This window comes from Escherichia sp. WS2035, from assembly GCF_046487065.1.
In the GTDB taxonomy this organism is placed as follows: Bacteria; Pseudomonadota; Gammaproteobacteria; order Enterobacterales; family Enterobacteriaceae; genus Escherichia; species Escherichia coli.
In genome coordinates this window covers 105,400-127,543 of sequence record NZ_JBJQKD010000002.1, presented here as the reverse complement: position 1 = coordinate 127,543, position 22,144 = coordinate 105,400, and the positions used below count along the sequence as shown (strand labels likewise).

Genomic DNA, 22,144 nt, shown 5'->3' with positions numbered 1-22,144 from the left:
TGCTATCGCGCCAGAAAATTTAAACGATAAATGCCAATGAAATTGGGATTGGAATCGTTGGGTATCCATCGGGTGTCCTTCCATGTCATAAGTTGTTGCAGACTGACTGCGCGCATTCCGTTGTCAGTTTTCGTGGCGCTTCCGGTGTGGTAGATGATGTAACGCCCCATCCAGACCATTAAGTGCTGGGCATCGCCCTGATCGAAAAAAATCATATCGCCAGGCAGTGCCTGGTTTATGTCCTGGCCAATAAACTGGCTGTTGTACTGAATCAAATTAATCGCGGTCACATAGGGGCCGGTTTTCCCATTCCCCTGATTCCAGTTTTGCGCCAGTTGACGCTGTTCAGGTGTTAGCGTCATCTCTGGCGGCAAATACTGGTTAGATAAACCGTTACTTTTTAGCCATTTACTGTCGTGAACTTTCAGCGCCTCGTTCGCCGCAAATCGCACCAGGCCCGCACAATCCTGCTGATACCAGCGTGGGCTTGGCCCCTGGCGGAGCTGTTCCTGTGCAATGCGCACAAACCACGCGCGAAACAGCCCGGATTGTTCGACATTTAGCATTTCGCTATGGGCAACAACACAATACAGCCAGCAAATCAGCGCCAGCAGCCCGTGTCTCATAGCGGTTGCCAGGTTATGGGTAGCCACTGCCAGGCGACACCGGGTTCCATCTGGGCCAGCTTCATGACATAACGCGGTTGTTGAGATAAAGCGTCCAGCTTCGGCATTAATAAAGTTTGTGCGGCGTTATAAAAAACCGGTTCGAGATTCTTCGGCAGACTGGTCAGCGTTTCGTTACGCAGCAGTTTCGCCATTCCTTGTGGATTGATATAGAGCGGAACGATGCCATCAGTGGGTATTACATCCACCATTGCCGGGCGGGTTTTATTCAGTGTTTGCAGGGCGTTATTAACCAGCGTGTCATCGAGGGAGAAAAGCAGCGTTTTGTTTTGCATCGCCAGCGACACGCGGAAAAAATAATCCGACATTAATTGATCGGGTTGCGCCGCCTGCGCTTTCGGATACTGACCGTATCGGGAACTCACTTCGCGACGCCAGATTTGCGCTTCGCCCTGCTGAGTCTGGCTTACCGGCAAAACACCTTCTGGCGCTTTGCTTTCGTGCGCACCAATATTTTGCGTAAACAGTTTCCCTGGCAATTGCGCCTGTTCGGCAGTGCCATCAAACTGACCAACAAACAGTGGGGTTTGCAATTTTGAGTCTTCATACCAGCACAGCCCCGCGCCACCGTCTAACGCCCCATTCAGCTTGTCGTTTTCCTGGCTGATGTGCGAAAGCATCTCTTCGGCAATACCGTGTGAATACGGCACCGCCACACAGAAGCTGGCTCCGGCAGGCATACTGTTCCATACCGGCGTAAAATCGAAACTGGCATCTACGCTGGCGGATTCATCGTTTAACGCCAGAAAACTGTGCCAGCCGTCGTTACCCATTTCGAAGCGTACGCCAGCAAAAGAAGGCATTAATCGCTGGTAGCCAAACCCCAGCAACCTGGCGCTGACTACGATGCGCTGGCGTACTGGCGTTTTTTCGGCAGTACGCGCTTCCAGGCCAAAGCGGGTTTCCCAGCGTTTTTTACCACTCAACAAATCACTTGCGATCGCCGTGGCTTCGGTATCCTGTTGGTCATCTTTAAACAGCATATCCGAACTGGAAAAAGCCAATATTTTGTCCTGATAAGTCGCAAACATCAGGACGTTATTGCCGTTATAGCGCAACTGATAAACAGGAATAGTTTCACTATTTATCTTGATGCTACTGATTTCCGTTTTACTTAACTGGCTGTCGCTGGTAGCGGCAAACAGCAATGGCTCCAGCAGCTTGCTTAAACCACTTCGCTGGATCAGCACCATATAATGAGAAAGATGGCCTTGTTTATCGTGCCACAGTGCCGCCTGCGCGGGCTGGTCTAAGAGTGACGAAAAGAGCTTATCTTTCAGCGTGAGATCGTGTTCATAGACAATGCGGCGAATGCTGCCTTCAATGCCCAGACGATCGGCATGATTCTGATAATAGAAAACGAAATCTTCGCTCAGAACATCGTGGAGAAACGGAATGGTAAGGAGATCTTTGGGAAGCTGGCTCAGAGAGTCGCTGTCGAGAAAGAGGTCCGGCTCATTGAGATCGATTTGCAGATTGTTGTGCACCACCAGTGGCGACAACGTTTTTTCTGGCCCACTGCCAGAGTATTGTAATGCCCATACGCCAGCGGATAGCAGCGCTATTGCCCCAAAACCAACAAGGCCATAAAACCGCCAGCCTTTCGCCTTTTTTTCACCACTCATTGCCACATTCCTTGTGTATAGCCAGCCATTTTTTACGGGCACAGCCAAACTTTACCGCGCCCTAATACGACAAAAGCCCAGACTTTACAGCCTGGACTTTTCAATTCAAAAAAGGGAGATGGCTCCCTTTTGGCATGAAGCGATGAAATTATTCTTCTTCTGGCTCGTCGTCAACGTCCACTTCCGGAGCGATTTCATCGTCCCCTTCCGCGGCACTGCCGTCGATGGTATCCAGATCTTCCTCGTCAACCGGTTCAGCAACACGTTGCAGACCCACCACGTTTTCATCTTCCGAAGTACGGATAAGGATTACGCCCTGGGTGTTACGGCCTACGATGCTGATTTCCGACACGCGAGTACGTACCAGCGTACCGGCGTCGGTGATCATCATGATCTGGTCGCAATCATCTACCTGCACCGCGCCAACCACTAAACCGTTACGTTCGGTAACCTTGATGGAGATAACCCCTTTCGTCGCACGCGACTTGGTTGGGTATTCCGCCACTGCGGTACGTTTACCATAACCGTTCTGCGTTGCGGTGAGGATTGCGCCATCGCCACGAGGCACGATCAGAGAGACGACTTTATCGCCTTCGCCTAAACGAATACCACGAACACCGGTGGTGTTGCAGCCCATCGCACGGACAGAAGACTCTTTAAAGCGCACCACTTTACCTTCAGCGGAGAACAGCATTACTTCGTCTTCGCCGCTGGTCAGGTCAACGCCGATCAGCTCATCGCCGTCAACCAGTTTGATCGCCACTTTACCGGCGGTACGCAGACGGTTGAACTCGGTGAGGACGGTTTTCTTCACAGTACCGTTAGCGGTCGCCATGAAGACTTTCACGCCTTCTTCAAACTCGGTCACCGGCAGGATCGCGGTGATACGTTCGTCCTGTTCCAGCGGCAGCAGGTTGACGATCGGACGACCACGTGCGCCACGAGTAGCTTCTGGCAACTGGTAGACCTTCATCGAATAGACGCGGCCACGGCTGGAGAAGCACAGAATATGGTCGTGGGTGTTCGCCACCAGCAGTCGGTCAATAAAGTCTTCTTCTTTAATACGTGCGGCAGATTTACCTTTCCCGCCACGACGCTGCGCTTCGTATTCAGAAAGCGGCTGATACTTCACGTAACCCTGGTGAGAAAGCGTGACCACCACATCTTCCTGTGTGATCAGATCTTCCAGGTTGATGTCGGCGCTGTTAGCGGTGATTTCGGTACGACGTTTGTCACCGAACTGTTCACGAACCAGCTCCAGCTCTTCACGGATCACTTCCATCAGACGATCGGCGCTACCCAGAATACGCAACAGCTCCGCAATCTGATCCAGCAGCTCTTTGTATTCGTCGAGCAGTTTTTCGTGCTCAAGGCCGGTCAGTTTCTGCAAACGCAGATCCAGAATCGCCTGAGCTTGCTGTTCGGTCAGGTAGTACAGACCATCACGCACGCCGAACTCTGGCTCCAGCCATTCCGGACGCGCAGCATCATCGCCCGCACGTTCCAGCATCGCAGCAACGTTGCCCAGCTGCCACGGATTAGCAACCAGCGCAGTTTTCGCTTCTGCAGGCGTCGGCGCATGACGGATCAGTTCGATGATCGGGTCGATGTTCGCCAGCGCCACGGCTAATGCTTCAAGAATATGAGCACGATCGCGAGCTTTACGCAGTTCGAAAATGGTACGACGGGTCACCACTTCACGGCGGTGACGAACAAACGCCGCGATGATGTCTTTCAGGTTCATGATCTTCGGCTGACCATGGTGCAATGCCACCATGTTAATACCGAAAGAAACCTGCAACTGGGTCTGGGAGTAGAGGTTGTTGAGCACCACTTCACCGACCGCATCGCGTTTGACTTCAATCACGATGCGCATACCGTCTTTGTCAGACTCGTCACGCAGCGCGCTGATGCCTTCCACGCGTTTTTCTTTTACCAGTTCCGCAATTTTTTCGATCAGGCGCGCTTTGTTCACCTGATACGGAATTTCGTGGACGATAATGGTTTCACGTCCGGTTTTGGCGTCAACTTCTACTTCGGCACGGGCACGGATATATACCTTGCCGCGACCGGTACGGTAAGCTTCTTCAATACCGCGACGACCGTTAATGATTGCCGCCGTCGGGAAGTCCGGCCCCGGGATGTGTTCCATCAGCCCTTCAATGCTGATGTCTTCATCATCGATATACGCCAGACAACCGTTGATGACTTCCGTCAGGTTGTGCGGCGGAATGTTGGTTGCCATACCTACGGCGATACCGGAAGAACCGTTCACCAGCAGGTTAGGAATTTTGGTTGGCATGACGTCCGGAATTTTTTCCGTGCCGTCATAGTTATCAACGAAATCGACCGTCTCTTTTTCGAGATCGGCCATCAGTTCATGGGCAATTTTCGCCAGACGGATTTCCGTATAACGCATTGCCGCCGCAGAGTCGCCGTCGATGGAACCGAAGTTACCCTGACCGTCTACCAGCATGTAACGCAGCGAGAATGGCTGCGCCATACGGACGATCGTGTCATAAACCGCCAAGTCACCATGGGGATGGTATTTACCGATTACGTCACCAACGACACGGGCAGATTTTTTATAGGCTTTGTTCCAGTCATTGCCTAGTACGTTCATGGCGTAAAGTACGCGACGGTGTACCGGCTTCAGGCCATCTCGGACATCTGGCAGCGCACGGCCAACAATGACCGACATCGCATAATCCAGATAGGAGCTCTTCAGCTCTTCCTCAATGTTGACCGGTGTAATTTCTCTCGCAAGGTCGCTCATCTAACCGCTATCCCTCTACTGTATCCCGGATTCAAAGGTCGCAAATTATAACACAGCCGCGCAGTTTGAGGTAAACCTATACGCTTTATTCACATCCAATGCCTGATATACTCGTTTGTCTTGCCAATTACGGAGTAGAAGTGCCAATGAATGCCGAAAAATCGCCGGTAAACCACAACGTAGACCACGAAGAGATCGCTAAATTTGAAGCCGTCGCCTCCCGCTGGTGGGATCTTGAAGGTGAGTTCAAACCGCTGCACCGCATTAACCCGCTGCGTCTGGGCTATATTGCCGAGCGTGCTGGCGGTTTATTTGGCAAAAAGGTGCTCGATGTCGGTTGTGGCGGCGGCATTCTGGCCGAGAGTATGGCGCGGGAGGGCGCGACGGTGACCGGTCTGGATATGGGCTTTGAGCCATTGCAGGTGGCAAAACTGCACGCACTGGAAAGCGGCATTCAGGTGGATTACGTGCAGGAAACCGTGGAAGAGCACGCGGCAAAACATGCCGGACAGTATGACGTGGTGACCTGTATGGAGATGCTGGAGCACGTCCCCGATCCTCAGTCAGTGGTCAGAGCCTGTGCGCAACTGGTGAAACCGGGCGGCGATGTCTTTTTCTCGACGCTTAACCGCAACGGCAAGTCATGGCTGATGGCGGTGGTTGGTGCTGAATATATTTTGCGCATGGTGCCTAAAGGTACACATGATGTGAAGAAGTTTATTAAACCGGCAGAATTGCTGGGCTGGGTGGATCAGACCAGTCTTAAAGAACGGCATATGACCGGGCTGCATTACAACCCTATCACTAACACCTTTAAGCTCGGCCCCGGCGTGGATGTGAACTATATGCTGCATACGCAGAATAAGTGAGGTTGTTGTTTGGATTCATCCGGCAACCGCGCCAAGCCTGATGCGACGCTTGCCGCGTCTTATCAGGCCTACAAATGCTCCCCGTAGGCCAGATAAGGCGTTTACGCCGCATCCGGCAACAGTGCCGGTCAGACAGCGATTACCATTTCACTGTCATCGACAAAAACCCTGCCATCTGGGCAAAATCATCACTCCCTTTCTGCCACGCCACGCTGCCGCGCAGCGAAACTCGCTGACTGATATTGCCCGTTATTCCCACTTTTATTTCACCCCGTTGCTTCACCGCATCGTCACTGATAGTGCTGCCATCCTCTTCAATTTCCGTCGCATGGGGATCGTGATAATAATTCAGATCTAACGTTGGCGTGACACCAACAGCAGTACGCCATTCGCTGTGTAAACCCAACCGCATCTGAATATCATCACCCTGCGATTGTGACACGCGCGCATGGTTAGCGGCGGTAAAATCATCCTGCTGCACGCCCTGATAAATCACCTGCGCCTGCGGTTCAATCACCACACCACGCCCCGGTAACCACTGATAACCGGCTTCCAGCGAGGCGATAATCCCCGACGAGTGGTAATGATCCACTCCATCGTCTTGTTCGGAAACATCATTGTTAAACCACGCATATTGCAGCCAGCTATCCAACCAGGCCCCCTGCTTCTGATTACCGTGCTGATACCAGCTTGAGGTCAGCCCAACGGCATAACCGCGGTTCTGGTTATCGGCGCGAGTTCCGGTCATATTCGAGCGGCTGTCGCCCTGGTTATCGCTGTAGCCACCAACAATCCCAAGCATCCACTCGCCATCATCACCCCAGTGCCCGCTAAACAGGTTGCCGCTAAGCTGCACCGTAGAAGTGTCTTCATGCTGAGCCAACTGCCCTGCCGCCGTGTAATGATAACGCCCGCCGATAACGCGTAAATTCAGCGTCTGACCATCGCCACCTGCGTGATCGCGTCGCTCCATCACAAATGCCTGATTTGCCGCACGTAGGTTATTAAAATATCCACCAACTTTGGCATTCAACACCGGCTGGTAAGCAGGCGTAGGTTCAGGGTCGGGGGTTGGGTCGGGATCCGGCGTGGGATCAGGATCTGGAGTCGGGTCTGGATCAGGCGGCGGCGTCGGATTGACTTCTTGTGATCGCAGATACCAGTCGTTGTTATCTTCCACCAGCGTGTAGTCATACGCCCCCATATTGACGTAGCCGCTTCCTGCCAGACTGAACTGCGCATTGTTTTGAAACTGCGTGGGATCAGCTGCGAAATCAACCACTTTAATACCTGTAGATGTCGGCTCACCAATCCCTGTAATGGGATTAATCACAACCGTGGTATTGCCAGCAGTATTACCGTTCAACACCAACTGGTCGCTTGCCGAGTCATCGCCGTTTAATTCGCTGTCGAGCAGTAGCGTACCGCCGCCGGTATAATCACCATTTACCGTCAGCGTGTCGCCAGCGATGCCATTTTGCAGACTGACAGCACCGGACGTATTGGTCAGATTGCCATTAACCGTCACGTCGGAAAGATAAGTCAGGCTGTCAGTTTCAAGGTTGGTATTAAGCTCACCTGTCAACGTCACGCCATCGGTGGCATTCACCAGCGTACCGTCGCCGCTAAACAGCGAGGCATCCAGCGCCTGGTTCGTATCCTGCTGCGTCAATCGCAACACAGTACCATCGGTTATGTCGATATCGCCGCCAGAGGTGGCATCGATTGAGCGAATATCCTGATTTTGCCCGGTTTCAAAAACACCGTCTTCCCCCACCCACAGTGAAGAAACATAAGGAATAATATTCTCCGCTTCACCTTTTAGCGTTCCGTCTTCCACACGTACCGCAGACGTCGCAGTGCCGCTGGCGGTCAACTCCAGCGTCCCGCCGCCACTTTTAGTCAACGTGCTTACGCTATCCAGTTGTTGCCCGGTACTATCCGCCATCAACCCGCCCCATTGCGTATCTACGCCATCCTCAACGTGTATTTCGCCATCAGCGCGCATTTCAATATTCCTGCCCTGACCTGTTGTAGCCGAGCGAGTGTCAACATCAGTCGTCACATCCATTTCACTGTGTTGTTGGGGATCTGTGAAGATCACTGAACGGTTGTAACTTGTGTCCCCCAATTGCGAATTATCGCTGACTTCAAGCGTACCGGAGGCGATTTGCGTATTACCGAGATAACCGTTGTTATTCGCCAGCGTTACGCGCTGATCCCCCGCATTAATGACGACATAAACGCCATTCTGGCTGGCATCACTGCCGCCAATATGTAAATCATCGCCACTGCTGATATCAACGACATCATTACTGCCAATCACTGTCCCCCCGCTGCCGCTGATTTGCAGACCGTCATTGTATGAGCTATCGCCATCCCAGGTGGTGAAATCAGAGAGATCCAATACTCCGCCATTTAGCACGATCGATTGCGGATCGCTCTGCATTGCCCGTAAATCGGCCTGATTCCCCGCCAGCGACAATACGGCGTTATCTTCCACCACAATATCGCCGGTTAATGCCATCGACTGCGCCCCTGTCAGGAGATAGCTGCCATCTTGCGCTACCGTCAACTGTCCTTCACCCTGAATCGAGCCGGAAAAACCGCCCTGGTTTACGGTAACATTGCCGCCTGCGTCGATATTCAAAATGCCATTAGCAAAACCGGTTAATGAGTGCACAAACGTTTGTTGTGTATTGCCAACATTCAGTTCTGCCTGATACTCAGAATGAACAGTGCTGCCGACCATCAGACCAAAGCAATCCTGCGGATCGCTCTGACAGTGCGTGTCGCCGACATTCATTAACTCATCGCTGCGCCCCAACGTCACCTCGCCATTCTGGATACTCATCTCGCCGGTAAACGCATTATTGTCGGCATTGAGGACTAACTCTCCCGCTCCCTCTTTCACGATGACTCCCGTTCCGGCAAGAGAATCAATCGCGCCATCGTTGCTGGTATTGCCTATTACCAGCGTTTTATCGGCGGCAATGTTAAATTCAGCCACACTATGACCGATATACATAAAGCCCCCCGCCGCTGCCGTCGCCGAATGGTCATATCCCGAGGCGCTGTTATTTTCATCAATCATCACACCATTGTTTTGGTCATAATTATCATCAACAGAAATATCAATAAGATACGGGGATGTGGTGCTGCTGGTATAAATTGCTCCGCCATAACCTTCTGCATAGTTATTGGTAAAGGAGGTATTATTAATTATCGTTTTTCCTGAAAGATGTGTCTTATCCGTACTATTATCCGTAACATCAATGGCGCCGCCATCCCCATCACTATAACTTGTTGATGTATATGCCTGGTTATTATTAAAAGCATCATCACTTAAATAGACGTCATTATTGATGGTATAAATTGCACCGCCTTTGCCGTCATTAGCGATGTTATTGTGAAATACGGCGTTAGTGACTCGTAAATCGGCGGCACCGGTATCATTGGTACCGGCAGAATAGATTGCTCCGCCATAGCCTCCTGCAACATTACTGTCGAAAATAACATTCGCAAGATTTATCGTTGAGTTTTCTTTAGCAAAGATAGCCCCGCCATTATTATATTCGCCACTAACCGAGTTATCAGCAAACAGGGTCATCCCTGTTTCATTTTGTGGTGATATCGTAAATTCAGCACTGTGCTGCAAAAATACTGCGCCACCGCTGGCATTATTGACCATACCCGAAAAAATCAACCATTGTCCATCCGCGATGCTCCAGTCCTGTATATTACCCGAAAGGCTTTGCCTGCTGGCCTGACAGCTCGCTTTGATATCATATCCCTGGCATGAATCAATGACCGCTGCGGCACCGTTAGCAGAGAAAAGAGATGCAATCATTGACGGGAGTAAAGATAAATACTCCTTGCGTAGAGAGATAATCCGCATATTCATCTAACCATCATTTTCTATAAGATGGCGTATTTAATCGCATTATGCGATATAGGGTATTTTTCTTTTGTAAATTCTGCCCCCGATGTAATAACCACTTTGTTATTATTTGATGATTAATTTAGATGCATCACAATTCAGATTAATAACTTTAAGGTAAGTCGGTTATATTTAAACTGAATTAAAGCAATAAATAATATTCTTATAATATATGCAAAAGTAACAAATTGGCTTAGTATTTAACAATAACCGAATATAAAACAACCATTTCCGACTCAACAATCGCTTACATTCGCTTATATATTGACCACAACAGATACATCAGATTATGTGACGACTTGTGCCTAGATCAATTTTGGCAATCATTAGCAACAAGATTAATAAACCATCTATATCAATTTACCTATCCTATTTTACCGTTCAAGAATTCACCGAACGGTTATTTTTAACAAATTTTTCTCTTCCCATTGACTTTCCCGGACACCTTGTCTGACCTAAGGTGCGCGGAAGCCACTTTTTCCTTCCTGAGTTATCCACAAAGTTATGCACTTGCAAGAGGGCCAGTTTCACACTATCTTGCAGTGAATCCCAAACATACCCCCTATATATAGTGTTCTTAGCAGCTTCCCTCACTACAGGTAGTCTGCATGAAGCTATTGAAAAACAGGTACGACATACATGAATCAGAATCTGCTGGTGACAAAGCGCGACGGTAGCACAGAGCGCATCAATCTCGACAAAATCCATCGCGTTCTGGATTGGGCGGCAGAAGGACTGCATAACGTTTCGATTTCCCAGGTCGAGCTGCGCTCCCACATTCAGTTTTATGACGGTATCAAGACCTCTGACATCCACGAAACCATTATCAAGGCTGCCGCAGACCTGATCTCCCGTGATGCGCCGGATTATCAGTATCTCGCCGCACGTCTGGCGATCTTCCACCTGCGTAAAAAAGCCTACGGTCAGTTTGAGCCGCCTGCGCTGTACGACCATGTGGTGAAAATGGTCGAGATGGGCAAATACGATAATCATCTGCTGGAAGACTACACGGAAGAAGAGTTCAAGCAGATGGACACGTTTATCGATCACGACCGTGATATGACCTTCTCTTATGCTGCCGTTAAGCAGCTGGAAGGCAAATATCTGGTACAGAACCGCGTGACCGGCGAAATCTACGAAAGCGCCCAGTTCCTTTATATTCTGGTTGCCGCGTGCCTGTTCTCGAACTACCCGCGTGAAACGCGCCTGCAATACGTGAAGCGTTTTTACGACGCGGTTTCCACATTTAAAATTTCGCTGCCGACGCCAATCATGTCCGGCGTGCGTACCCCGACTCGTCAGTTCAGCTCATGCGTGCTGATCGAGTGCGGCGACAGCCTGGATTCCATTAACGCCACCTCCAGCGCGATTGTTAAATACGTTTCCCAGCGTGCCGGGATCGGCATCAACGCCGGGCGTATTCGTGCGCTGGGTAGCCCGATTCGCGGTGGCGAAGCGTTCCATACCGGTTGTATTCCGTTCTACAAACATTTCCAGACAGCGGTGAAATCCTGCTCTCAGGGCGGTGTGCGCGGCGGTGCGGCAACGCTGTTCTACCCGATGTGGCATCTGGAAGTGGAAAGCCTGCTGGTGTTGAAAAACAACCGTGGTGTGGAAGGCAACCGCGTGCGTCATATGGACTACGGGGTTCAAATCAACAAACTGATGTATACCCGTCTGCTGAAAGGTGAAGATATCACTCTGTTCAGCCCGTCCGACGTACCGGGGCTGTACGACGCGTTCTTCGCCGATCAGGAAGAGTTTGAACGTCTGTATACCAAATATGAGAAAGACGACAGCATCCGCAAGCAGCGTGTGAAAGCCGTTGAGCTGTTCTCGCTGATGATGCAGGAACGTGCGTCTACCGGTCGTATCTATATTCAGAACGTTGACCACTGCAATACCCATAGCCCGTTTGATCCGGCCATCGCGCCAGTGCGCCAGTCTAACCTGTGCCTGGAAATCGCCCTGCCGACCAAACCGCTGAACGACGTCAACGACGAGAACGGTGAAATCGCACTGTGTACGCTGTCTGCTTTCAACCTGGGCGCAATTAACAGCCTGGATGAACTGGAAGAGCTGGCAATTCTGGCAGTACGCGCACTCGACGCGCTGCTGGATTATCAGGATTACCCGATCCCGGCCGCCAAACGTGGAGCGATGGGTCGTCGTACGCTGGGTATTGGTGTGATCAACTTCGCTTACTACCTGGCGAAGCACGGTAAACGCTACTCCGACGGCAGCGCCAACAACCTGACGCATAAAACCTTCGAAGCCATTCAGTATTACCTGCTGAAAGCGTCTAATGAGCTGGCGAAAGAGCAAGGCGCGTGCCCGTGGTTTAACGAAACCACATACGCGAAAGGGATCCTGCCGATCGATACCTATAAGAAAGATCTGGATGCCATCGCTAATGAGCCGCTGCATTACGACTGGGAAGCACTGCGTGAGTCAATCAAAACGCACGGCCTGCGTAACTCCACGCTTTCTGCCCTGATGCCGTCCGAGACTTCTTCGCAGATCTCTAACGCCACTAACGGTATTGAACCGCCGCGCGGTTACGTCAGCATCAAAGCGTCGAAAGACGGTATTCTGCGCCAGGTGGTGCCGGACTACGAGCATCTGCACGACGCCTATGAGCTGTTGTGGGAAATGCCGGGTAACGATGGCTACCTGCAACTGGTGGGTATCATGCAGAAATTTATCGATCAGTCGATCTCTGCTAACACCAACTACGATCCGTCACGTTTCCCGTCAGGAAAAGTGCCGATGCAGCAGTTGCTGAAAGACCTGCTCACTGCCTACAAATTCGGGGTCAAAACGCTGTATTATCAGAACACCCGTGACGGCGCAGAAGACGCGCAGGACGATCTGGTGCCGTCAATCCAGGACGATGGCTGCGAAAGCGGCGCATGTAAGATCTGATAATCCCCCAGTCTTTGCACCAAACCGTCCCCTCTCCCCTTGCGGGAGAGGGGACGGGTGAGGGGTAATAAAACCACAGGACACATTCATGGCATATACCACCTTTTCACAGACGAAAAATGATCAGCTCAAAGAACCAATGTTCTTTGGTCAGCCGGTCAACGTGGCTCGCTACGATCAGCAAAAATATGACATCTTCGAAAAGCTGATCGAAAAGCAGCTCTCTTTCTTCTGGCGTCCGGAAGAAGTTGACGTCTCCCGCGACCGTATCGATTACCAGGCACTGCCTGAACACGAAAAACACATCTTTATCAGCAACCTGAAATATCAGACGCTGCTGGATTCCATTCAGGGTCGCAGTCCGAACGTGGCACTGCTGCCGCTGATCTCGATCCCGGAACTGGAAACCTGGGTAGAAACCTGGGCGTTCTCAGAAACGATTCATTCCCGCTCCTATACCCATATCATCCGTAATATCGTTAACGATCCGTCTGTTGTCTTTGACGATATCGTTACCAACGAGCAGATCCAGAAACGTGCGGAGGGGATCTCCAGCTATTACGATGAACTGATCGAAATGACCAGCTACTGGCATCTGCTGGGCGAAGGCACCCACACCGTTAACGGTAAAACCGTAACCGTTAGCCTGCGCGAGCTGAAGAAAAAACTGTATCTCTGCCTGATGAGCGTTAACGCGCTGGAAGCGATCCGCTTCTACGTCAGCTTTGCCTGCTCTTTCGCATTCGCTGAACGTGAGCTGATGGAAGGTAACGCCAAAATTATTCGCCTGATTGCCCGCGACGAAGCCCTGCACCTGACCGGCACCCAGCATATGCTGAATCTGCTGCGCAGCGGCGCGGATGATCCGGAGATGGCGGAAATTGCCGAAGAATGTAAGCAGGAGTGCTATGACCTGTTTGTCCAGGCGGCACAGCAAGAGAAAGACTGGGCGGATTATCTGTTCCGTGATGGTTCGATGATTGGTCTGAATAAAGACATTCTCTGCCAGTACGTTGAATACATCACCAATATCCGTATGCAGGCAGTCGGTTTGGATCTGCCGTTCCAGACGCGCTCCAACCCGATCCCGTGGATCAACACCTGGCTGGTGTCTGATAACGTGCAGGTTGCTCCGCAGGAAGTGGAAGTCAGTTCTTATCTGGTCGGGCAGATTGACGCGGAAGTGGACACCGACGATTTGAGTAACTTCCAGCTCTGATGGCCCGCGTTACCCTGCGCATTACTGGCACACAACTGCTGTGCCAGGATGAACACCCTTCCCTTCTGGCGGCGCTGGAATCCCACAATGTGGCGGTTGAGTACCAGTGCCGCGAAGGTTACTGCGGCTCCTGTCGCACCCGACTGGTCGCAGGCCAGGTGGACTGGATTGCCGAACCGTTAGCTTTTATTCAGCCGGGGGAAATTTTGCCCTGTTGTTGCCGGGCAAAAGGCGATATTGAAATCGAGATGTGAATTGGTTTTAACGCCAGATACGACGCTTATACGTCTTATCTGGCCTACAACGATTACATAGCGTAGTAATATGCTTTCACCTGCTCCCAGTCCGCTTTGGGGATCGGCTCCAGATATTTTTCCAGCTGGCGGAAGTCATGATTAATCGCTTTATCACGACGCAAGCAGCGACGACTTTTCTCCAGGTCAAGAAATCCAGCTTCTGCCTTACCTTCTGTTTTCACATAGATATGGCGAACATAACAACAGCCATGCTGACGATTAACGCTATGCATTTTCTTAAACGCCAGCGCCACTGCTTTCAACATGGCTTGCCGTACTTCGTCAGAATAAGGCGATACTGCATGCCGGGCATACCAGTCAGCAATGCTGATGAACCCCGCCATATCTTCAGTCACCAGCAACGCGCGCCATTCACCCTCAATTTTCACCGCTTCACCAAAAACAATCTTCGGCACGATGACACCGGCCCGTTCCAGTTCTTTAATTACCGCAACCTCACGGACAATCGTTGGTCGGCCGAACGGATAACGTACGGAATGAAACAGATGATGCGTCATGCGCTTTACATACAGCTTTTTGCCGTTGCGCTCGACGCATTGCACCCCGCTCATACCATTACGGCGATAGTTAGGCTCTTCAACCCAGTCGCCCTCTGTTGCCCACCAGTGATTAAATTCGTCGTGTTTTGCTGAAACTGCCATACCCTATCGCCTGTCGTTTTTTATTAACGACAATGACTATAGATGTTTAGCTGAGGAAAATCTTAATAATACGTGTTGTATTGACGAGTATCTTATGCCGGGAACAAGTCATCTCGCTCTAAATAATTGCAATTAAGGATAACCCACAGACTTTAATGAAGAGTGGTATCGGATAGCACATAAGTGCCATCCGGTAGTTAATTTACTCTTTATTAAGGAATTTTACTGCCTTATCAGGGAAGTCAGTAAATAGCCCATTTACACCCGCTTTGTTATACAGAACATCATATAACTGATTCACATCAGTAGTGTATTCAGGCAGTTTATCTGACCGCACGGTATAAGGATGCACTACCAGTTTATTCTGCTGAGCATCTTGCACCATGCCAGTGAGTTTGATATTACCCGGCTGCGATGTCTCCTCAATCAACATATGGTAATCCGGACCAATACCATCAGCATATTCCGCCACCTGTTTCATGGCACCCGGCTTAAACATCCAGTCGTAATTGTAATTAACCCAGCTTCCGTCCGGCTGTTTCTGCTGCGTTTCATTCCAGTCGGTATAGGCAATCAGCTGTACCAGATTGAGATCCATACCCATTTTAGGTTCCAGCTCATTCTTAATACGCTTCAGCTCATCAGCATCAAAACATTGCAAATAAACTTTGTCGTCCTTACCGGTGTAACCATATTTCTTCAGCACTTCCAGCGTTTTTGCCGCAATATCCTTCCCTTCCTGATGATGGAACCACGGCGCTTTAATTTCTGGATAGATACCGATATTTTTCCCGGTAGAGTGGTTTAACCCCTGAACAAATTCAATCTCTTCTTCAAAGGTGTGCACCCGGAAGTCAGATTTACCCATTGGGAAACGCCCCGGATAAGTCTGCACTTTTTTACCGTTTTCAATATCGAAACCTTCGGTAAATTTCAGCGACTTAATTTCATCCAGCGTGAAATCTATCGCGTAGTAACGACCGTCTTTGCGCGCCCGATCCGGGAAACGATCGGCAACATCAGTAACACGATCGAGATAATGGTCATGCAGAACAACCAGATGGTCGTCTTTGGTCATCACCAAATCCTGTTCCAGATAATCCGCTCCCTGCGCATACGCCATCGCTTTTGCTGGCAGCGTATGCTCCGGCAAATATCCACTGGCACCGCGATGGGCGATGACTATTTTTTCGTTGCTGTCCGCCGCCATTGCACTGCTTCCCATGACTATAGTGCTCATCATGATCGCCATGCTAAGGTTTTTCAGCGTCAATTTCATGCCATTAGCCTCCGTTGCGTTTTTGCAGTAATTGTTCATGGCGACGTTTTTCGCCAATCATCACAACAATCAACAAGATAACCGCCAGAATGCTGCCGCCAATCATTACCATAAAGCCGCCATCCCAGCCGAAGAAGTCCACGGTGTAGCCAACAATCGCGCTCGCCGCCACCGAACCGCCCAGGTAACCAAACAGCCCGGTAAAACCCGCTGCCGTACCTGCCGCTTTTTTCGGTGCCAGTTCCAGCGCATGTAGACCGATCAGCATCACAGGGCCATAGATCAGGAAGCCGATAACAATCATACAAATCATATCGACGGTTGGGTTACCTGCCGGGTTCATCCAGTAAACGATAGTCGCGATGGTCACCAGTGTCATAAAGAAGACGCCGGTTGCCCCACGGTTACCACGAAAGACTTTATCCGACATCCAGCCGCACAGCAGGGTGCCCGGAATACCTGCATATTCATAAAGAAAGTAGGCCCAGGAGGATTTATCCAGCGCGAAATGCTTAACCTCTTTCAGATAAGTCGGTGACCAGTCGAGGATGCCGTAACGCAGCAGATAAACGAACACGTTGGCGATGGCGATATACCACAGCAGTTTGTTCGGCAGCACGTACTGCATGAAGATCTGCTTCGCGGTCAGCTCCTGTTCCGCTTTTTCGTTATAGTCGTCCGGATAATCATTTTTGTACTCTTCAATCGGCGGCAGGCCACAGGATTGCGGGGTATCGCGCATCATCGCAAAGGCGAACAGTGCCACCAGAATGGCGCAGAAAGCGGGCATATAGAGCGCCGCGTGCCAGTCATTGAACCAGGCCATCCCCAGCAGGAACAGCAGCGGCGGAATACCACCACCGACGTTGTGCGCACAGTTCCACACTGACACAATACCGCCACGTTCTTTCTGCGACCACCAGTGCACCATAGTACGACCACACGGCGGCCACCCCATCCCCTGGAACCAACCGCAGAGGAACAACAGTACAAACATCACCGCAATGCTCGACGTCGCCCATGGCACAAAGCCCATAAACAACATCACTGCCGCCGCCAGAATCAAACCTGCGGGCAGGAAAACGCGCGGATTCGAGCGATCCGATACCGAACCCATGATGAATTTCGAAAATCCATAAGCAATCGAGATCCCCGAAAGGGCAAAACCTAAATCACCGCGTGAGAATCCCTGCTCAACCAGATAAGGCATAGCGAGCGCAAAGTTCTTACGAACCAAATAGTAAGCAGCATAGCCAAAGAATATCCCCAGGAAAATTTGCCAGCGCAATCGACGATAAGTCGGATCGATCTCCGCGGCAGGTAAGCGCGCTTTGTGTGGCGCTGGTTTAAAAATACTCAACATTGATAGCCTCCGTGGCCCGTGGTCTTATTTATGATTAACAGCCTGATTCAGTGGGAGAACCTGCCGTTTCTTGAGTTGCCGCGATGTTAAGAAAACATTCATAAATTAAATGTGAATTACCGCACACATTATTAAATACGATGGTTGAAATGTTCAGAATGACGCATGAAATCACGTTTCACTTTCGAATTATGAGCGAATATGCGCGAAATCAAACAATTCATGTTTTTACTATGGCTAAATGGTAAAAAACGAACTTCTGAGGGATAACAATGAAAACTCGCGACTCGCAATCAAGTGACGTGATTATCATTGGCGGTGGCGCAACGGGAGCCGGGATTGCCCGCGACTGTGCCCTGCGCGGGCTGCGCGTGATTTTGGTTGAGCGCCACGACATCGCAACCGGTGCCACCGGGCGTAACCACGGCCTGCTGCACAGCGGTGCGCGCTATGCGGTAACCGATGCGGAATCGGCCCGCGAATGTATTAGTGAAAACCAGATCCTGAAACGCATTGCACGTCACTGCGTAGAACCAACCAACGGCCTGTTTATCACCCTGCCGGAAGATGACCTCTCCTTCCAGGCCACTTTTATCCGCGCCTGCGAAGAAGCAGGGATCAGCGCAGAAGCCATTGATCCGCAGCAAGCGCGCATTATCGAACCTGCCGTTAACCCGGCACTGATTGGCGCGGTGAAAGTTCCGGATGGCACCGTTGATCCATTTCGTCTGACAGCAGCAAACATGCTGGATGCCAAAGAACACGGTGCCGTTATCCTTACCGCTCATGAAGTCACGGGGCTGATTCGTGAAGGCGCGGCGGTGTGCGGCGTTCGTGTACGTAACCATCTCACCGGCGAAATTCAGGCACTTCATGCACCTGTCGTAGTTAATGCCGCCGGGATCTGGGGGCAACACATTGCCGAATATGCCGATCTGCGCATTCGCATGTTCCCGGCGAAAGGATCGCTGCTGATCATGGATCACCGCATTAATCAGCATGTGATCAACCGCTGCCGCAAACCTTCCGACGCCGATATTCTGGTGCCTGGCGATACCATTTCGCTGATTGGCACCACCTCTTTACGTATTGATTACAACGAGATTGACGATAATCGAGTAACGGCAGAAGAAGTTGATATTCTGCTGCGTGAAGGGGAAAAACTGGCCCCCGTGATGGCGAAAACGCGCATTTTGCGGGCCTACTCTGGCGTACGCCCGCTGGTTGCCAGCGATGACGATCCGAGCGGACGTAACGTCAGCCGTGGCATCGTGCTGCTCGACCATGCTGAACGCGATGGTCTGGACGGGTTTATCACCATCACCGGTGGCAAACTGATGACCTATCGGCTGATGGCGGAATGGGCTACCGATGCCGTATGCCGCAAACTGGGCAACACGCGCCCCTGTACGACCGCCGATCTGGCACTTCCTGGTTCACAGGAACCCGCTGAAGTTACCTTGCGTAAAGTCATCTCCCTACCTGCCCCGCTGCGCGGTTCTGCGGTTTATCGTCATGGCGATCGCACGCCTGCCTGGCTGAGCGAAGGCCGTCTGCACCGTAGCCTGGTATGTGAGTGCGAAGCGGTAACTGCGGGTGAAGTGCAGTACGCGGTAGAAAATTTAAACGTTAATAGCCTGCTGGATTTACGCCGTCGTACCCGTGTGGGGATGGGCACCTGCCAGGGCGAGCTCTGCGCCTGCCGCGCTGCCGGACTGCTGCAACGTTTTAACGTCACGACGTCCGCGCAATCTATTGAGCAACTTTCCACCTTCCTAAACGAACGCTGGAAAGGCGTGCAACCCATCGCCTGGGGAGATGCACTGCGCGAAAGCGAATTTACCCGCTGGGTTTATCAGGGATTGTGTGGTCTGGAGAAGGAGCAGAAAGATGCGCTTTGATACTGTCATTATGGGCGGCGGCCTCGCCGGATTACTCTGTGGCCTGCAACTGCAAAAACACGGCCTGCGCTGTGCCATTGTCACTCGTGGTCAAAGCGCGCTCCATTTCTCATCTGGATCGCTGGATTTGCTGAGCCATCTGCCGGATGGTCAACCGGTGACAGACATTCACAGTGGACTGGAATCTTTGCGTCAGCAGGCACCTGCCCATCCTTACACTCTTCTCGGGCCTCAACGCGTGCTCGATCTCGCTTGCCAGGCGCAGGCATTAATCGCTGAAAGCGGTGCGCAATTGCAGGGCAGCGTAGAACTGGCTCACCAGCGGATTACGCCGCTCGGCACTCTGCGCTCAACCTGGCTAAGTTCGCCAGAAGTCCCTGTCTGGCCGCTGCCCGCGAAGAAAATATGTGTAGTGGGAATTAGCGGCCTGATGGATTTTCAGGCGCATCTTGCGGCGGCTTCATTGCGCGAATTGGATCTTAAAGTTGAAACCGCTGAAATTGAACTGCCGGAACTGGATGTGCTGCGCAATAACGCCACCGAGTTCCGGGCGGTGAATATTGCCCGCTTCCTTGATAATGAAGAAAACTGGCCGTTGTTACTTGATGCGCTTATTCCGGTCGCCAATACCTGCGAAATGATCCTGATGCCCGCCTGCTTCGGCCTGGCCGATGACAAACTGTGGCATTGGTTGAATGAAAAACTACCTTGTTCATTGATGCTTTTGCCAACGCTGCCGCCTTCCGTGCTGGGCATTCGTCTGCAAAACCAGTTACAGCGCCAGTTTGTGCGCCAGGGCGGCGTGTGGATGCCGGGCGATGAAGTGAAAAAAGTGACCTGTAAAAATGGTGTAGTGAATGAAATCTGGACGCGCAATCACGCCGATATCCCGCTGCGCCCACGATTTGCGGTGCTTGCGAGCGGCAGTTTCTTTAGCGGCGGACTGGTAGCGGAACGTGACGGCATTCGCGAGCCGATTCTCGGCCTTGATGTGCTACAAACCGCTACGCGGGGTGAATGGTATAAGGGCGATTTTTTTGCGCCGCAGCCGTGGCAGCAGTTCGGTGTAACCACTGATGAGGCACTACGCCCGTCGCAGGCAGGGCAAACCATTGAGAACCTGTTTGCCATCGGTTCGGTGCTGGGCGGATTTGATCCCATCGCCCAGGGATGCGGCGGCGGTGTTTGTGCCGTCAGTGCTTTACATGCCGCTCAACAGATTGCCCAACGCGCAGGAGGCCAACAATGAACGACACCAGCTTCGAAAACTGCATTAAGTGCACCGTCTGCACCACCGCCTGCCCGGTGAGCCGGGTGAATCCGGGTTATCCGGGGCCAAAACAAGCCGGGCCGGATGGCGAGCGTCTGCGTTTGAAAGATGGCGCACTGTATGACGAGGCGCTGAAATATTGCATCAACTGCAAACGTTGTGAAGTCGCCTGCCCGTCCGATGTGAAGATTGGCGATATTATCCAGCGCGCGCGGGCGAAATATGACACCACGCGCCCGTCGCTGCGTAATTTTGTGTTGAGTCATACCGACCTGATGGGTAGCGTATCCACGCCGTTCGCACCCATCGTCAACACCGCTACCTCGCTGAAACCGGTGCGTCAGCTGCTTGATGCGGCGTTAAAAATCGATCATCGCCGCACGCTACCGAAATACTCCTTCGGCACGTTCCGTCGCTGGTATCGCAGCGTGGCGGCTCAGCAAGCGCAGTATAAAGACCAGGTCGCTTTCTTTCACGGCTGCTTCGTTAACTACAACCATCCGCAACTAGGCAAAGATTTAATTAAAGTGCTCAACGCGATGGATACCGGCGTACAACTGCTCAGTAAAGAAAAATGCTGCGGCGTACCGCTGATCGCCAACGGTTTTACCGATAAAGCACGCAAACAGGCAATTACGAATGTAGAGTCGATCCGCGAAGCTGTGGGAGTAAAAGGCATTCCGGTGATTGCCACCTCCTCAACGTGTACATTTGCCCTGCGCGACGAATACCCAGAAGTGCTGAATGTCGACAACAAAGGCTTGCGCGATCATATCGAACTGGCGACCCGCTGGCTGTGGCGCAAGCTGGACGAAGGCAAAACGTTACCGCTGAAACCGCTGCCGCTGAAAGTGGTTTATCACACTCCGTGCCATATGGAAAAAATGGGCTGGACGCTCTACACCCTGGAGCTGTTGCGTAAAATCCCGGGGCTTGAGTTAACGGTGCTGGATTCCCAGTGCTGCGGTATTGCGGGAACTTACGGTTTCAAAAAAGAGAACTACCCCACTTCACAAGCCATCGGCGCACCACTGTTCCGCCAGATAGAAGAGAGCGGCGCAGATCTGGTGGTCACCGACTGCGAAACCTGCAAATGGCAGATTGAGATGTCCACAAGTCTTCGCTGCGAACATCCGATTACGCTGCTGGCACAGGCGTTGGCTTAAACTCCTTTCTGATGCCCGGTAAGCATGTTGTTACCGGGCATTTTTGCGTACACGATTCCGTGCCCAATGTATGCGTTGCAACGCAGTGAAAATTCCTCTGAAAACGTCTCGCAAAGGCTGAAACTGGCAGATATCAAAGGCCTGGGATAACCGTAATGTCGCGTCAT

Annotated in this window: 14 protein-coding genes; 7 read left to right on the top strand and 7 right to left on the bottom strand. The window is 51.6% G+C overall.

From position 1 onward, the window contains the following. Positions 1–2: 2 nt before the first annotated feature. The 3 genes from ACJHX4_RS05385 to gyrA all read right to left on the bottom strand — a co-directional run bounded on the left by ACJHX4_RS05385 (position 3) and on the right by gyrA (position 5,087). Positions 3–626, bottom strand: a complete 624-nt coding sequence (locus ACJHX4_RS05385) for a DUF1175 domain-containing protein (protein WP_001296247.1) — start codon at positions 624–626, stop codon at positions 3–5. Then, positions 623–2,311 carry a DUF2138 domain-containing protein gene (locus ACJHX4_RS05380; RefSeq protein ID WP_000012323.1) on the bottom strand — a complete coding sequence of 563 codons (1,689 nt, stop codon included), beginning with the start codon at positions 2,309–2,311 and terminating at the stop codon, positions 623–625. The genes ACJHX4_RS05385 and ACJHX4_RS05380 overlap by 4 nt, the downstream gene beginning before the upstream one ends. Positions 2,312–2,459: 148 nt before the next feature. After that, complete coding sequence (gene gyrA, locus ACJHX4_RS05375) at positions 2,460–5,087, bottom strand: DNA topoisomerase (ATP-hydrolyzing) subunit A (RefSeq protein ID WP_001281219.1); 2,628 nt, start codon at positions 5,085–5,087, stop codon at positions 2,460–2,462. Positions 5,088–5,233: 146 nt separating this feature from the next. Between gyrA and ubiG the strand changes: the two genes are divergently transcribed. After that, positions 5,234–5,956, top strand: a complete 723-nt coding sequence (ubiG, locus tag ACJHX4_RS05370) for a bifunctional 2-polyprenyl-6-hydroxyphenol methylase/3-demethylubiquinol 3-O-methyltransferase UbiG (protein WP_000990769.1) — start codon at positions 5,234–5,236, stop codon at positions 5,954–5,956. A gap of 139 nt (positions 5,957–6,095) precedes the next feature. Here ubiG and yfaL read toward each other — a convergent pair whose 3' ends face one another. After that, the gene (gene yfaL, locus ACJHX4_RS05365; protein ID WP_012896818.1) at positions 6,096–9,854 is read right to left on the bottom strand and encodes an AIDA-I family autotransporter adhesin YfaL/EhaC; all 3,759 of its coding nucleotides are present in this window, start codon (positions 9,852–9,854) and stop codon (positions 6,096–6,098) included. 681 nt (positions 9,855–10,535) lie between these two features. On the opposite strand from yfaL, the gene nrdA reads away from it, so the two are divergent. The 3 genes from nrdA (at position 10,536) to yfaE (ending at position 14,294) form a co-directional block, all read left to right on the top strand. Next, on the top strand, positions 10,536–12,821 hold the full coding sequence (gene nrdA, locus ACJHX4_RS05360) for a class 1a ribonucleoside-diphosphate reductase subunit alpha (protein ID WP_001075170.1): 2,286 nt from the start codon (positions 10,536–10,538) through the stop codon (positions 12,819–12,821). 88 nt (positions 12,822–12,909) lie between these two features. Next, positions 12,910–14,040, top strand: a complete 1,131-nt coding sequence (gene nrdB, locus ACJHX4_RS05355) for a class Ia ribonucleoside-diphosphate reductase subunit beta (RefSeq protein ID WP_000332036.1) — start codon at positions 12,910–12,912, stop codon at positions 14,038–14,040. After that, a complete protein-coding gene (gene yfaE / locus ACJHX4_RS05350) occupies positions 14,040–14,294 on the top strand; it encodes a ferredoxin-like diferric-tyrosyl radical cofactor maintenance protein YfaE (protein WP_000135040.1) in 255 nt (84 codons plus the stop codon). Before nrdB ends, yfaE begins: the two co-directional genes overlap by 1 nt. A gap of 53 nt (positions 14,295–14,347) precedes the next feature. Here yfaE and inaA read toward each other — a convergent pair whose 3' ends face one another. The 3 genes from inaA to glpT all read right to left on the bottom strand — a co-directional run bounded on the left by inaA (position 14,348) and on the right by glpT (position 17,640). Then, the gene (gene inaA / locus ACJHX4_RS05345; RefSeq protein WP_247773324.1) at positions 14,348–14,998 is read right to left on the bottom strand and encodes a lipopolysaccharide kinase InaA; all 651 of its coding nucleotides are present in this window, start codon (positions 14,996–14,998) and stop codon (positions 14,348–14,350) included. Positions 14,999–15,200: 202 nt separating this feature from the next. Further along, positions 15,201–16,277, bottom strand: coding sequence for a glycerophosphodiester phosphodiesterase (gene glpQ, locus ACJHX4_RS05340; RefSeq protein ID WP_000779086.1), 1,077 nt, complete (start codon positions 16,275–16,277; stop codon positions 15,201–15,203). 4 nt (positions 16,278–16,281) lie between these two features. Then, positions 16,282–17,640 carry a glycerol-3-phosphate transporter gene (gene glpT, locus ACJHX4_RS05335; protein WP_000948732.1) on the bottom strand — a complete coding sequence of 453 codons (1,359 nt, stop codon included), beginning with the start codon at positions 17,638–17,640 and terminating at the stop codon, positions 16,282–16,284. Between the two features lie 272 nt (positions 17,641–17,912). Here glpT and glpA point away from each other — a divergent pair, with 272 nt between their 5' ends. Genes glpA through glpC form a run of 3 tightly spaced genes read left to right on the top strand, consistent with a single transcriptional unit; the run spans position 17,913 to position 21,977 of the window. Further along, on the top strand, positions 17,913–19,541 hold the full coding sequence (gene glpA, locus ACJHX4_RS05330) for an anaerobic glycerol-3-phosphate dehydrogenase subunit A (protein ID WP_000857235.1): 1,629 nt from the start codon (positions 17,913–17,915) through the stop codon (positions 19,539–19,541). Then, positions 19,531–20,790 carry a glycerol-3-phosphate dehydrogenase subunit GlpB gene (gene glpB / locus ACJHX4_RS05325; protein WP_001209934.1) on the top strand — a complete coding sequence of 420 codons (1,260 nt, stop codon included), beginning with the start codon at positions 19,531–19,533 and terminating at the stop codon, positions 20,788–20,790. The genes glpA and glpB overlap by 11 nt, the downstream gene beginning before the upstream one ends. Beyond that, a complete protein-coding gene (gene glpC, locus ACJHX4_RS05320) occupies positions 20,787–21,977 on the top strand; it encodes an anaerobic glycerol-3-phosphate dehydrogenase subunit GlpC (RefSeq protein ID WP_001000369.1) in 1,191 nt (396 codons plus the stop codon). Before glpB ends, glpC begins: the two co-directional genes overlap by 4 nt. Positions 21,978–22,144: the final 167 nt, after the last annotated feature.

Excerpts from the sequence above, each read along its gene's own strand:
- glpT (WP_000948732.1), bottom strand. The coding sequence starts at position 17,640 with ATGTTGAGTATTTTTAAACCAGCGCCACACAAAGCGCGCTTACCTGCC.
- ACJHX4_RS05380 (WP_000012323.1), bottom strand. The coding sequence starts at position 2,311 with ATGAGTGGTGAAAAAAAGGCGAAAGGCTGGCGGTTTTATGGCCTTGTT.
- inaA (WP_247773324.1), bottom strand. The coding sequence starts at position 14,998 with ATGGCAGTTTCAGCAAAACACGACGAATTTAATCACTGGTGGGCAACA.
- glpQ (WP_000779086.1), bottom strand. The coding sequence starts at position 16,277 with ATGAAATTGACGCTGAAAAACCTTAGCATGGCGATCATGATGAGCACT.
- glpA (WP_000857235.1), top strand. The coding sequence starts at position 17,913 with ATGAAAACTCGCGACTCGCAATCAAGTGACGTGATTATCATTGGCGGT.
- nrdB (WP_000332036.1), top strand. The coding sequence starts at position 12,910 with ATGGCATATACCACCTTTTCACAGACGAAAAATGATCAGCTCAAAGAA.
- glpB (WP_001209934.1), top strand. The coding sequence starts at position 19,531 with ATGCGCTTTGATACTGTCATTATGGGCGGCGGCCTCGCCGGATTACTC.
- yfaE (WP_000135040.1), top strand. The coding sequence starts at position 14,040 with ATGGCCCGCGTTACCCTGCGCATTACTGGCACACAACTGCTGTGCCAG.
- ubiG (WP_000990769.1), top strand. The coding sequence starts at position 5,234 with ATGAATGCCGAAAAATCGCCGGTAAACCACAACGTAGACCACGAAGAG.
- nrdA (WP_001075170.1), top strand. The coding sequence starts at position 10,536 with ATGAATCAGAATCTGCTGGTGACAAAGCGCGACGGTAGCACAGAGCGC.
- gyrA (WP_001281219.1), bottom strand. The coding sequence starts at position 5,087 with ATGAGCGACCTTGCGAGAGAAATTACACCGGTCAACATTGAGGAAGAG.
- ACJHX4_RS05385 (WP_001296247.1), bottom strand. The coding sequence starts at position 626 with ATGAGACACGGGCTGCTGGCGCTGATTTGCTGGCTGTATTGTGTTGTT.
- yfaL (WP_012896818.1), bottom strand. The coding sequence starts at position 9,854 with ATGCGGATTATCTCTCTACGCAAGGAGTATTTATCTTTACTCCCGTCA.
- glpC (WP_001000369.1), top strand. The coding sequence starts at position 20,787 with ATGAACGACACCAGCTTCGAAAACTGCATTAAGTGCACCGTCTGCACC.